Annotated in this window: 13 protein-coding genes; 7 read left to right on the top strand and 6 right to left on the bottom strand. The window is 63.4% G+C overall.

The features are described 5' to 3' along the window. Nucleotides 1-144: 144 nt before the first annotated feature. Complete coding sequence (locus IF803_RS02240; RefSeq protein WP_461191123.1) at nt 145-708, bottom strand: TetR/AcrR family transcriptional regulator; 564 nt, start codon at nt 706-708, stop codon at nt 145-147. Nucleotides 709-815: 107 nt separating this feature from the next. Here IF803_RS02240 and IF803_RS02235 point away from each other — a divergent pair, with 107 nt between their 5' ends. Further along, nucleotides 816-1,469, top strand: coding sequence for a glutathione S-transferase (locus tag IF803_RS02235; protein ID WP_461191122.1), 654 nt, complete (start codon nt 816-818; stop codon nt 1,467-1,469). A 171-nt stretch (nt 1,470-1,640) separates the two neighbouring features. Here the strand turns inward: IF803_RS02235 and IF803_RS02230 are convergent, their stop codons facing one another. After that, on the bottom strand, nt 1,641-2,240 hold the full coding sequence (locus IF803_RS02230) for an NADPH-dependent F420 reductase (protein WP_461191121.1): 600 nt from the start codon (nt 2,238-2,240) through the stop codon (nt 1,641-1,643). 41 nt (nt 2,241-2,281) lie between these two features. After that, nucleotides 2,282-3,016 carry an SDR family NAD(P)-dependent oxidoreductase gene (locus IF803_RS02225; protein WP_461191120.1) on the bottom strand — a complete coding sequence of 245 codons (735 nt, stop codon included), beginning with the start codon at nt 3,014-3,016 and terminating at the stop codon, nt 2,282-2,284. A 315-nt stretch (nt 3,017-3,331) separates the two neighbouring features. Here IF803_RS02225 and IF803_RS02220 point away from each other — a divergent pair, with 315 nt between their 5' ends. Further along, a complete protein-coding gene (locus tag IF803_RS02220; RefSeq protein ID WP_461191119.1) occupies nt 3,332-4,228 on the top strand; it encodes a LysR family transcriptional regulator in 897 nt (298 codons plus the stop codon). Nucleotides 4,229-4,484: 256 nt separating this feature from the next. On the opposite strand, the gene IF803_RS02215 is transcribed toward IF803_RS02220, so the two are convergent. Then, a complete protein-coding gene (locus tag IF803_RS02215; protein WP_461191118.1) occupies nt 4,485-4,721 on the bottom strand; it encodes a hypothetical protein in 237 nt (78 codons plus the stop codon). A gap of 395 nt (nt 4,722-5,116) precedes the next feature. Further along, nucleotides 5,117-6,262, bottom strand: coding sequence for an NAD(P)/FAD-dependent oxidoreductase (locus IF803_RS02210; RefSeq protein WP_461191117.1), 1,146 nt, complete (start codon nt 6,260-6,262; stop codon nt 5,117-5,119). Between the two features lie 318 nt (nt 6,263-6,580). Between IF803_RS02210 and IF803_RS02205 the strand changes: the two genes are divergently transcribed. Further along, nucleotides 6,581-7,819, top strand: coding sequence for a serine hydrolase domain-containing protein (locus tag IF803_RS02205; protein ID WP_461191116.1), 1,239 nt, complete (start codon nt 6,581-6,583; stop codon nt 7,817-7,819). Between the two features lie 78 nt (nt 7,820-7,897). On the opposite strand, the gene IF803_RS02200 is transcribed toward IF803_RS02205, so the two are convergent. Beyond that, a complete protein-coding gene (locus IF803_RS02200; RefSeq protein ID WP_461191115.1) occupies nt 7,898-8,551 on the bottom strand; it encodes a glutathione S-transferase family protein in 654 nt (217 codons plus the stop codon). A gap of 662 nt (nt 8,552-9,213) precedes the next feature. On the opposite strand from IF803_RS02200, the gene IF803_RS02195 reads away from it, so the two are divergent. The 4 genes from IF803_RS02195 to IF803_RS02180 all read left to right on the top strand — a co-directional run bounded on the left by IF803_RS02195 (nt 9,214) and on the right by IF803_RS02180 (nt 12,709). After that, nucleotides 9,214-9,750, top strand: a complete 537-nt coding sequence (locus IF803_RS02195) for a helix-turn-helix domain-containing protein (RefSeq protein ID WP_461191227.1) — start codon at nt 9,214-9,216, stop codon at nt 9,748-9,750. Between the two features lie 176 nt (nt 9,751-9,926). Further along, nucleotides 9,927-10,955 carry an adenosine deaminase gene (locus IF803_RS02190; RefSeq protein ID WP_461191114.1) on the top strand — a complete coding sequence of 343 codons (1,029 nt, stop codon included), beginning with the start codon at nt 9,927-9,929 and terminating at the stop codon, nt 10,953-10,955. Next, on the top strand, nt 10,952-12,121 hold the full coding sequence (locus IF803_RS02185; protein WP_461191113.1) for an MFS transporter: 1,170 nt from the start codon (nt 10,952-10,954) through the stop codon (nt 12,119-12,121). The genes IF803_RS02190 and IF803_RS02185 overlap by 4 nt, the downstream gene beginning before the upstream one ends. A 114-nt stretch (nt 12,122-12,235) precedes the next feature. Beyond that, nucleotides 12,236-12,709, top strand: coding sequence for a VOC family protein (locus IF803_RS02180; protein WP_057019799.1), 474 nt, complete (start codon nt 12,236-12,238; stop codon nt 12,707-12,709). The last annotated feature ends 186 nt before the right edge of the window (nt 12,710-12,895 follow it).

Genomic DNA, 12,895 nt, shown 5'->3' with positions numbered 1-12,895 from the left:
CGACACCCGGGGCACTTCCTGTCAGCGTGTCGCGTGGTGTCCCGCATATCGCTTCGCTCATGCGGGCTACTTGCTACCATGGCTTGGAACGATCGAGTGGGAGCAGGGCGTCGCCGCCTCATCTCGATCTGACATTCGGGCCATCTATGCCGGCAGAAGACCCGCGGCGCGATAGCTGTCGATCATCGAGTCGTAGAGCGAAATATCGGAGCGGCTTCGGGCGATGAGCTGCGCGCCGGCGACGGCGGCGAAGATGGCGCGGGCCCGCTGTTCACTCTTTCTCGAACTGACCAGGCCCGCAGCCACCAACAACTTGCTCAGCCACGCCACGTTGACGTCGGCAAAGGTCTGGACCTCCTTCTTCACTGCGTCCGGCAGGTCGTCGACTTCCGCGGACATGAAGCTGCAGAGGCACATGCGGTTGTTGCTCTCGAGCGCTTTGCGAAACACGTCGGGATATCGACGCAGGCAGCGGACAGGATCGGCTGTTTCTGCCAGCATCGCCTCGAGTTGGACGGCAGTGTCCTCCCAGTAGCGCCGCGCGACGGCCACGCCGAGATCGGCCTTGCTCGGGAAATGGTGATAGATGCTGGCGGCTTTGATCCCGACTTCGTCCGCCAGATCGCGGAAATTCAAGCCGCCATAGCCGCGCGCCTGCGCGGTCCGCTTTGCTGCCGCAAGGATGGCCTCCCGAGAGCTTGAACTCACTTCGTCGCCTCACTGCTTCGTTATCTACCAAGTGACAGATAGGCGTTGACCGGCCGGATTTGAAGGCTAGTTTGAACCTACCAAGTGACAGGTAGACAGGAGTCGTGATGAAGATTTACGATTGGCCAACTGGCCCATATCCGGCCCGCGTTCGCATCGCTTTGGCCGAGAAGAACCTGCGGTCGCAAGTGGAGTTCGTATTGGTCGATCTCTACAAGGGCGAGCACAAGAAACCCGAATTCCTCGCCAAGAACTACTCCGGCACCCTGCCGGTGCTCGAACTCGACGACGGGACCTTCATTGGCGAGTGCACGGCCATCACCGAGTACCTTGACGCGCTCGATGGCGCGCCGACGCTGACCGGCAGGACGCCTCGCGAAAAGGGCGTGATCCACATGATGAGCAAGCGCGCCGAACTGGAACTGCTCGATGCCATCAGTGTCTATTTCCACCACGCCACGCCGGGTCTTGGGCCTCATGTCGAGATCTATCAGAACCCCGAATGGGGATTCCGTCAGCGCGACAAGGCCCTCAGGGGGATGCACTACTTTGACGGCATTCTGAAAGGACAGCCGTTCGTCGCCGGCGACGCATTCACGATGGCCGATATCACCCTCATAGGCGGCTTGATCTTCGCGGGGCTCGTGAAGGTGCCGGTGCCGATGGAGTGCGAGGCTCTTTTGGCATGGTATGCAGCGATGCAGGAGCGTCCCAGCGTCAAGAACCGGATAACGATGTCCGAGCCGATCAAGGCATCTTGATCGAGATCGTCGTTTGCGAACACCGCTCTCGTGCGACTTGCGCGAGAGCGGATCGGCAAGATCGCAAGCGTAGCCCGGATGAGCACAGCGACATCCGGGGTTTTCCGATCGGCGCTCCGCGTCTTGTCCCGCATGTCGCTCCGCTCATGCGGGCTACGGATCGGAAATCCGTTACTGCTCCTTCTTGAACAAATCCTGGAAGATGAGCGGGCCCCAAATGCGGCCGCGTGCGTGCACCAGCGCGCCACCCTCGTTGAGCTTTCCCAGCCTGACGGGTGCGAACCCGAGTTGCTTCGCCAAGGCGGCCACAGGCGCGATCGCGTCCTCGTCGTCACCAGCCAGAAAGACCACCCGGTGGCCGCCCTCGACGATCGGATCGGCAGCCAGCTTGGCCGCAACCAGGTGATTGAACCCTTTGACGAGGTTGGCGCCGGTGAACGCCTTCGCGACGAAGGCGGAGGACGGGAGGCCGTCCAGCTCTTCAGGGACTGGAAACGCATTCATCGCGTCGATGACCGTCTTGCCTTTCCAGCTCGGCAGGGCCTTCGCAACCTCGCGATGCTCCCCGAACGGGACCGCCAGGATGATTGTGTCGGCCTCGAGTGCTTCCCGCAACGACTTGGCGACGACCGTGGGTCCAATCGCCCGAGCCTGCGGCGCCAACGCCTCGGGCGGCCGGCGGCTCGCGACGGTCACGTCGATGTTCTTACGGGCGAAGGCGTGGGCGAGGGCCTGGCCCACCTTACCGAATCCTACAATTGCATAGCTCATGATACTTCTCCGATCCGTGTTGATATTGATTCCCCGGCCTTTCAGATCGCCGAGAAGCCGCCGTCGACAGACAACTCCACCCCGTTCACGAAGCTCGAATCGTCTGAAGCAAGAAACAGCGCGGCCGCCGCAATTTCCTCGGGACGACCCATCTTTCCCCGCGGGATCAGGGATTCGAACATCCGCTTCGCCTCCCCGGTGAGGACCTGGTCCTGCATCGGTGTGGCGATCGGCCCCGGGCTCAGCACGTTCACCCGGATATTCCTGCCCTTCAGTTCGTTGAGCCACGTGCGTGCGAATGAGCGCAACGCCGCCTTGCTCGCCGCATACACGCCGTAACCAGGAAAGCCTTTCACCGACGCAACCGACCCGGTCATGAAGATCGATCCGCCATCGCTGAACAGCGGCAACGCCTTCTGAACCGTAAACAGCGTGCCGCGCGTATTCAGGTCGAAGGCCGCATCGAAATGCTGCTCGGTAATCTCGCCGAGTGGGACGGCTTCGCCGATGCCGGCGCTTGCGTACAGGACGTCGATCTTGCCCTTTTGCCGCTTGACCGTATCGAACAGGCGGTCGAGGTCGTCGAGATTGGCCGCGTCGCCGCGCACGCCGGTCACGTTGCGGCCGATCAGCCTGACGGCGTCGTCGAGCGCCTCCTGCCTTCGGCCCGTGATGAAAACATAGGCGCCTTCTTCAACGAACCGCCGGGCGCTCGCCAGCGCCATGCCGCTCGATCCACCCGTGATGACTGCAACCTTACCCTCAAGCTTTCCCATGACTTCTCCTTTCGTCGTGTCGGACAGCGTCTCTGGTCCCATTTGCGAGATGGCCCCGAGAACCTCGACGTAGCTCCGCCGGCGTCAGGCGTTGAGTGTGGAAGCGTGCACATCGGTGGTGCGAAATCGATCCGGCTGGACGACGGACGTCAGCCACGACGATCGGTGTCCGCCGTTCGGAATTAGGCCGCGCTTGTCGGCGTGGCTATTCGGCTTGGGCTATGATGATCGCCCGTGCTACCCACACACGAGATGCTGTCCGACGTATCGGACACGGGCTTTGGAAGGCGCACCCCAGCGGTGCTGGATTGCACCATGATCGACTGGGATGACGTTCGCTACTTTCTCGCCGTCGCGCGCGGAGGCTCGGTGCGGGCTGCCGCCGAGCGCCTCGGGGTGAACCACTCGACCGTGCTGCGACGGGTCGCCCAATTGGAGGAACGGCTCGGGGCGCAGATGTTCGAAAAGCTGCCTTCGGGCTACCGCCTGACGGCTGCGGGGGAGGAGGTCCTCGAGCTCGCGGAACAGATGGAAGCGTCGTCGCACCAGCTGGAGACGCGCGTCTTCGGCCGCGACCAGGGCGTGCGCGGGCGTCTGCGGGTGACGCTGGCACCGCCCCTCGCGACACACCTGCTGATGCCGGACTTCGCCGATTTCGCGCGTCTGCATCCGGACATCGAAATGGAAATCTTGTCATCCGGCGAGCTGGCAAATCTGACCAACCGGGAGGCCGACGTCGCGATCCGCGTCGTCTACGACCGCAAAACCCTGCCGCTCAATCTTCACGGCCTGAAGGGACCGGAGCTGTTCGGAGGCATCTACATATCCCGCGATCGACTGGCCGCGTGGCGTGCGGGCGCGCCTGATCCCGTCAGGTGGATCGTCATCAGCATTCACGGAATCCCGGACTGGGCCCACGAGGGCGAGGTTCGCGCCGCCGAGGTTCCGTTCAGGGCCACAGATGCCGAGGCACAGATCGTCGCGGTGCGGCAGGGGCTCGGGATGACGACGCTGCCGTGCTTCGTCGGAGATGCCGACCCCCTGCTGGTGAGGGTGCCGGGCACCGACCTGCACATGTACGGGACGCTCTGGCTTCTCACACAGGGGGAGACACGCAAGACGAAGCGGGTGCGGCTCTTCACCGAGTTCGTATCCCGCAGGCTCGCCGCGTACGCGCCGCTTCTCGCGGGACTGTCCGCATCGCGCGACTGACGCGCGGCGGGAGTCAAGACGAAGAAACGTTCTGCAACGACAAATCAACTCATTGGGCGCAATGAGAACGATCGAGCAAGCGTAGCCCGGATGAGCGAAGCGATATCCGGGGCATTGCCTATCCGCGTGTCGCGCGGTGTCCCGCATATCGCTGCGCTCATGCGGGCTACTCCCTGTTTCGCTGGATGTCGCGACGGCGCAGCGCGTCGGTCAAGCGGCTAGGGGGCAGCCCGACCGATCGATGCGCGCGGCGCGATCAATATGGACCGGGCTCGCAGGGGACGTTGTTGCCGGTCCAGGGCGCAGTGGCGAATGAGCCGACGCGCGGCGCCGGAATGCAGGCGCGACCGTCGACATAGACGGGCTCGGTCGGCGCGGCGGCGCTCGCCTCCGCGACGTGGCGGGACACGGCGTGGGTCTCACGCGCCATTGCCGGCGACGCGATCATGGCGACCGCGATCAAGGAAGCCGACAGGAGTTTGACGTTCGTCATGGAGTTTCTCCGTTTTGTTTATGGGGCCAAGGAGTCTGGCCTCGTCAGATATTTGTGCGCAGCAACGGCGGACTTAAATGCAATCATCACTCACGCCGGCTCAACGCTGCGTGAGCAATGAGATCCTCGCCGTTGTGTCGCGCGATGCGGGCCATCACCGACAGGCCGGATGAACGAAGCGTAATCCATCACGTCTTCGCGTGATGATCGTGAGGGCGCGTTACGTCCGCGTTGGCACTCCGACGGGTTCAGCAAGCGTAGCCCGGATGAGCGAAGCGATATCCGGGGGCGTGTCGTGGTGTCCCGCACATCGCTGCGCTCATGCGGGCTACCCGCCGGCGAACCCGTCCTGCGTGCCTAGGAACTTTCGGACGCAAACGCCGCACAAAACTCCGTCACGGCGCGAGCTCGGGTCTGACCTCGCCGAGCAGCGCCATGCCGCCGAGCCGGCCGAGTTCGTCCGAACATTTTGCGCTCTTGCCGTAGCAGCAGAAGGCGACCGTGACGCGCTCCGAAAGCGGTCCGATGCAGGGCAGTCCGCTGTCGCCGAAGGTGGTCATGCACGGCATGACGCGACGTTCCTCGAAAGCGAGGTCGCGAATGCGGTCAAGGATCTGTCCTTGAAGCCGATCGGCGACTTCAATCGATCCGCCCGAGCGGAACCAGTCCTTGATATCGGCCTCGCTGTCGAGCGGAAGATCGACCGGATCGCCGCCGAGCTTCAGCCAGGTCTGGCCGTCCGGATAGGGGATCGGCGGCAGGATGTAGGGATTGTCGCCCTTGGGCCCGAGACAACGCATCGACGGCATTCCGGCCAGGCGTTGAACCTCCGCCGCACCAAGTCGGAACAGCGCCGCGGTCCGCCCATAGACCGTGAAGCCCAGCGAGCGGCCGAGCAGCGATTGGGTGTGCCCGCCCGCCGCAACCAGAACGCGCTCGGCCTCGACGCTGCCCGATCGCGTCCGGATCGTGACGCCGGAGCCGCTTTCCGAAATCCCCAGCGCGGGTTCGTCGATGATCCGGGCGCCGGCGCGCTCCGCCGCGATCGTCTGCGCGCGGACCAGGCGGCGCGGGCTGATGTATCCGGCATTGCGCGGCTCGAAGTAACCCTGCATTCCCGCCGTCGATTTCAGAAACGGAAAGCGCTCCGCGAGCTCCGCATCATGATAGGCTTCACACCGGATCCCGTCTTCGGCGCAGATCCTGCCGATCGAAGCAACATCGGTGGTTTCGCTGTGGCCAATGTGAAGCCCACCGGCTTCCCTATAGAACTCCACGCCGCTCTCCGCTGAAATCTCGCCGTAGCGCGAAATCGCAGCACGGTTCGCTTGCCGCCAGAACGGCCCCGGATCGTAACTCCGCGTGATGCGGCCCTCGTCATAGTGGCTGCCGAACACGCCGCCATGGCGCGAAAAATCCGCCGGCTCATCGGGCCCGATCAGCGCAACATCGTGGCCCATCTTGCTCAGATGCCGCGCAGCCGCCGACCCGATCAGGCCGCGTCCGATCACTGCAAGTTTGATCGCTTGATTGGTGCTCACGAATAAGTCCTGCGCTCTGCCTGCATCAGCGGTGTGAAATCGACCATGTCATTTCCGATGCTCTGGCAGCAAGCATAATCCAGCCGAGCGCGCAGCAGGACTGGCGAAGCGTGATCCGCCGCATCTTGAAGCCAAGCGCGAGGCGGCGGGTTGCGCGTCGCTAACCGCCCTGCGATATCAGCCAGACTTTTCGCGACTGCCGGAACGCCGGCGCAAGCCCGTGCCTGATGACGCTGCTTTCCGCACGAACGTTCCACCGCCCCAACTTGAAACAAACAGTCACGGTGATTTCACTCGCGCTGAACGGAGTTGTATGAGATGATGCAACCAAAGGTCAACATCGTGCATCTTCATCGGCAGGAGGGCGAAATGAGCGACCAGATGATCGACGCGACGACAAGTCCGGCACAGATCATTCAGCAGGCGGCCAAAAAATATCTGGGCATCAGCAATGCCCCTGGCTGCTGCATCGCGGTCTATGACGAAAAGTCGTTCGGCACCAAGGGCTACGTCTATCCCAAGGGACTGTCAGGCGTGGCCGGCTCTTCGCCCGCGCCATTCAGTGTCACGACCGACACGGTGTTCGAGATCGGATCGGTGACCAAGGTGTTCACCAGCACATTGCTGGCGGTGGCGGTCAAGGCGGGTGGGCCTTCTCTTGACGACACCATCGGCCCTTATCTGAACCTCTTCAGCGCGAAGGCGGTGGGAACGCCGGTGCTGGACGCCATCCAGCTCGTGCAATTCGCCACCCATACCTCCGGCATGCCGGAGCAGCCAGGGGACGGCTTGACCGGCTACAGCGAGCAGCTGTTTGCGGACGAGCCGCCCTCCAGTGAACTCATCAACTGGTGGAATCAATATGATACGCCGCCGCAGGGCTGCTGGCAGTATTCCAATATCGGTTTCGTGACCCTGGGCTTTGCGGTCACGCAGATGTTTGCGAAAGACAAGGGCCATAACTACAACGAGATCCTGGCCGAATACGTCACCGGTCCGCTCGGCATGAAGCAAACGGGAGCCGTCGTCAATTCATCATGGAAGATCGCGCAGGGATGTATCGGGCATTGGAGCAAGAGCTCTGAGCCGCCATACCAGATCGTTTTCGACCGCAACACGCAGACCGGCGGCACAGCCTTTGATCTGAAAACCACCGGCGACGATATGATCAGGTTTCTCGCGGCGCAGATCGCGGCCCCGAACGGGCCGCTCGGGTCGCAGATCGCGCTCACGCAGCAGAACCAGGGGACATTCCCCGTTTGCGGGGAGAAGACCAGCGTCACCATGGGCCTCGCCTGGCAGATCACCACGGACACGCAGGGCCATACCGTTTTCACAAAGAACGGCGCGACGAGCAGGGGCGGATTCGAAGCGATCGTGATCGTCGTGCCGGAACTGCAATGCGGTGTCGCGGTGCTGAGCAACCAGTATTTCGATGCGTCGGGCGTGCACCCTGCGGGGATCGGACCCGGCCGCACCGCACTAGAGATTATTTCGCAGCTCCATCCAGGATTCGAGCTGACCGAACCGTTGCCAGAGCACGATCCATTCGACTAGCAAACTGGCTCGGACTGGCGCAGCGATGTCCGGCGGCTTTGCCGTCTGCGCGAAGGCCTGTCCCTGATGTCGCCAACCTCAGCCGGTCGGTCGCTTACCCGTGTTGACCGCCAGCTGAGCCTCGAAAGCGCGCTGGTAAGCCGGCCGGGCTTCGCCGCGGGCGACATAGGCGGACAGGCTCGGATATTCGTCGAGAATGCCGGATGCTCTCAGCCTGAGCAGCACCGACACCATCATCAGGTCGCCCGCACTGAACGCGCCGTCGAGCCAGTCGGCGTCGCCGAGGCGGGGGGAGAGTTGTTTCAGCCGCTCGCGGATGCGATCCATGACCAGAGGCAGCCGCTCTTTGGTCCAGGGCTTGTCGCTCTCCAGAATCCTGGCGGTCATGAGTTCGAGGATCGGCGGTTCCACCGTGTTGACCGCGGCAAACATCCAGGTGATTGCGCGGGCGCGGGCATTGGCATCGCCCGGCAGCAAGCTCGCATGACGCTCGGCGATATGCAGCACGATTGAGCCTGTCTCGAACAGCGCGAGATCACCTTCCTCATAGGTCGGAATCTGGCCGAAGGGATGCAGCGCCAGATGCGCCGGCTCCTTCATCGCCTGGAACGAAACAAGGCGGACCTCGTAAGGTTGGCCGACTTCCTCGAGCGCCCAGCGAACGCGGGTATCCCGCGCCAGTCCCTTGCCGCCATCGGGCGACCGTTCGAAGGCGGTAATGATGGGGGGCATCGTTTCTCTCCATGTCCTTGCGTCCCGAGGACGAGCGGGCGGCGCGCGCCCCGACAGCCGATTCCGGAATCTTTTGGCCAAGCATAGCCCGGATGGAGCGCAGCGAAATCCGGGACCGGTCCTGCCAAAGGCGAGAACCCCGGATTTCGCTGCGCTCCATCCGGGCTACAGGCTCGCGCATGCGTGTCACGCAGTCGAGTTTCCCCGACGCAATTCAATTCCTCTCGCGCTGCCTGCGACGGGCAAATCAGCGGCTCGCGCAACACACTCAGTGTCGTCCCTGCGAAAGCAGGGACCCATAACCACCGATGGTCATTGTTGAGCGATGCCAGAACGACGAGTCCTGTTCCCAACCCCGGCCGCGGCGTATGGGTCCCTGCTTTCGCAGGGACGACAGCGTGCTTGCGGAACGGTTGCGGCCACCGCATCGCGCGGCCGGACCGGACAGGAATCTTCATCGTGATGGCGGTGTGCGGTTTCGCCAACCACCCTATGCAAAAAAAGGAAGACTGCCGTGACCGGGCTCGTGAGATGCCTGTGGTTCGACCAGCGCCAGGCGCGCGGCTGCGGAGTGTACGCCGCAGCCGCTCCTGGTAGCGGTGTCCGCGGAGCATGTCTTCGCTGACCCGCGCCACGAGTTGCAGAACAAAGTCGGGTGAATGATGGGTGATCAAGGCCGCGGGTTGCGAAGAATGCGATTGCTTCGTCAGATGAAGCAAAGCCACCTCGCTGAATTGATGGGTGTGGATCAGGCGACCGTGTCGCGCTGGGAGCGCGGCATTCTCGATCTGTCCGAAAGCCAGTGGATCTCGGCGCGCCGATTGCTCATGGGTCCGTGCGAGCCGGCCCAGGATGCCGCCCTGAAGCGTCTCGTCGAATCCTCGACGCGCAAGGTCCATCTGGTGTGCGACCTGACGCACCGGCTGCTTGCCGCATCGGCGCCCAGGCAGGCCGAATGGCGAACCGGCTTGTCCGAATTCCTGGGCAAATCGCTACGTGTCTATGCCTCTCCGGAAATCCTCGCGGCCGACACCGCGCTCAATGATCTCGGCTGGTATGATGGGCAGCTCGGCTCGCTCGAGGTCAATACGGGTCCGAACTCCGATGCGGACCTCGTGATCCTTCCGGGGCGCATGCTGTGGGAGCGCATCATGCTCGCCGACGGTGCCCCCGCACGGCTGGTCACCACCATTGCCTGAAGCAGGGGGAGGCTGCCTGAGCCGGATAACGTTCGCATATTTTATGCGTGGCGACCTTTCGACAAAGGCTGCTAGGTCGGGCTCGTACGGCAGATGAGCTTTGGCCCGCGCATCCGTTTGGATGCGCCGGAATAAGCCCTGAAGCGGAACACGCCCGAGGCCAGAAATCGCGTTCAATGAATTCCGTTCCGTTGTTTGACATCAAGGCCGTTCCGAAGGCCGAGCTTCACGTGCATGTCGAGGGAACACTGGAGCCGGGCATGCTGCTCGATTTTGCCCGCCGGAACGATGTGGCGATCCCGTACCGCTCGATGACCGATATCCTCTCGGCGTACCGCTTCTCCGGTCTCCAGTCATTTCTGGAAATCTACTGGGCCGGCCTGACCATGCTTCGGACGGAGCGCGACTTCTATGAGCTGACGCGCGCGTACCTGACCCGCGCGCGGGAAGACAATGTCGTTCATGCGGAAATCTACGTCACCCCGGCCGACCATACCGAGCGCGGCGTGCCGTTCGATGCTGTCATGGACGGCATCAGCGCCGCTTATGCAGACGAGCGACGCGATATCACTGGAGGCATGATCCTGTGCGTTCGCCGGCATAAGCCTGTTGAAGAGGCTTTCGCCGCGATCGAGGCGGCACGCCGCCGGCGCGACGGCGTGCTGGCCCTCGGACTCGGTGGACCGGAAAAAGGCTACCCGCCCGGACCCTTCGACGAGGTCTTCGCCCACGCTCGCGCGCTTGGCTGGAAGACGACCGCGCATGCCGGTGAGGAAGGGCCGCCGCACTATGTGACCGAAGCGATCGACAGGCTGCGCGTCGACCGCATCGATCACGGCGTCCAATGCGAGGCCGATCCGGCACTGATGCGGCGCCTTGCCGACGAGGGGACGCCGCTCACGGTATGCCCGCTGTCGAATGTGGCGCTGCGGATCTTCCCCGATCTCCAACGTCACAATCTGCGCCGGCTGCTCCACGCCGGCCTCTGCGTCACGGTCAACTCCGACGACCCGGCGTATTTCGGAGGTCACGTCAACGAGAACTTCGTCCGCGCGGCAGCGGCGTTAGGCCTGACTGCCGAGGAACAATTGAGCCTCGCCGACAACAGCCTCAAGGCTGCGTTCATGGATGAAGCGCGGCGTCAGGCCTATCGGCGCGTCATCAGGGACATCAGGCCGCCCCGTCCAGACCGGTCACCTGCATGACGACTGACAGTCCCGGGCTCCGCGTCTGGCTCGCCGTCATCGTGCTCGGCGTTGCTTCGTTCACGATGGTCACGACCGAGTTCGCGCCGGTCGGGCTGTTGTCCCAGATCGCCCTCGATCTTGGTCGAGACCAGGCCGCGGTCGGGCTCACGGTCACGCTCTATGCCTGGATCGGCGCTGCCAGCGGCCTGTTGTCCGCGGTTCTGCTGCAGCGTTTTCCCCGCAAGCCGCTGCTCGTTGTTCTGATGCTGGTGCTGTCCGCGAGCAATCTTGCGGCGATGCTCTCCGACAGTTTCGCTGGGTTGTTGCTGGCGCGGGCGGTCGGTGCCGTCGTTCACGGCTTCTTCTGGGCGATGGCGGCCGCGATCGCAACGCAGATTGCGCCGTCTCATCGCATGGGTGTTGCGACAGCGATCGTGTTCGGCGGAATCTCGATGGCAACCGTCATCGGCGTGCCGCTGGTCAACCTCATCGGACAGAACAGCGGATGGCGCGCGGCATTCGGCGTGATCGGCGGCGTCGGATTGTGCACGTCCGTCCTGATGGTCGGGGTTCTTCCGCGGCTCCGGGCCGGATCGCCGGCAGGATGGCAAGCGCTGGCAGCGGTGGTTCGCCGACAGGACCTGCGCAGAATCTATGCCGTAACGGCGTTCATGGCGGCGGCGAATTTCGCAGCCTACACCTTCATCGAACCTTTCCTCGGCGAGATCGCGGATGTGCCGTCCTTCATGATCGGCGTGATGCTGTTCGGTTTTGGCGGAGCAGGATTTGTCGGCAACATCCTGACCGGTGTTCTGATCGATCGCTTCATGACATCCGTCATCACGTGGGGACTGCTTGCCCTCGCGGGCGCGCTCGTCGGGCTTGGATGGTTTGGCCCGCAACTGGGGACCGGCACGGCCGTTACCTTGCTCGTCGTCTGGGGCGCCGCCGTCGCGGCGCTGTTCGCGGGCCTTCAGACCTGGATCTTGCGTGCGGCCGGTTCCATGGCAATGTCCGCGGCCGCGATCCACTCGGCCGTCATCAATTCGGCGATCGGCGTCGGAGCCATTCTTGGTGCCCGGATGCTGAATCTCTCGGATCTATCCGGAGTGATGCTGATGGCGGGAGTGATCGTCATCGTGCCGCTCCTGATCATGCGCGTGGGCCGAAGTGGCGAAACATGATCCGCAATGGCGAAACACGTTGTGGAACGATAACCTGCGCCGCGTCGAACCAGGACCATAATCACGCATTATGATCGCTCCATCCCGCTCGATCATCCCTGCAAGGAGACTGCCATGACCGATCTCGTCACATGCCTCTGGTTCGATCAGGGCCGGGCGCGCGAGGCGGCGGAGTTTTACGCCGCGACGTTTCCCGACAGCCATGTCGGCGCAGGCCATCAATCTCCGATACCGGGCATCGGGCAGGGCGAGGAGCTGACGGTCGAGTTCACCGTGCTCGGCCGGCGCTTCGTGGGGCTGAACGGAGGCTCCAACTACACGCCGAACGAGGCGGTCAGTTTCATGGTGCTCACCGACAGCCAGGAGGAGACCGACCGCTACTGGAATGCGGTCACGTCCAATGGCGGCAAGGAATTGCCGTGCGGCTGGTGCCGGGATCGCTGGGGTTTTGCCTGGCAGATCACGCCGCGGCGGCTGCTCGAGCTCGTCAACAGCGCCGACCGCGCCGCCGGCAAGCGCGCGATGGAGGCGATGATGACGATGAAGAACATCGACATCGCCGCGATCGAGCGCGCGGCGGCGGGGTAATCCGCGTGCCGGAATGATCTGGCCCGGGCTCGATAGTCAAGTGTCCGATCGAGCTGGTATCTGCGGCGCGCGGCCATTCGCGTTGCGGCGTGCGCTCGCCGCGACGGTCACCCCGGCGCAAACGCGGGATGTGCCTGGTGCTGTCGCGTGATACGAAATTCGCATTCGCAGCTCTGGAGACAGCCC

It is taken from the genome of Bradyrhizobium sp. UFLA06-06 (assembly GCF_054820065.1).
Note: the sequence above shows the minus strand (reverse complement) of the source record. Positions and strands in the feature narration are given on the sequence as shown.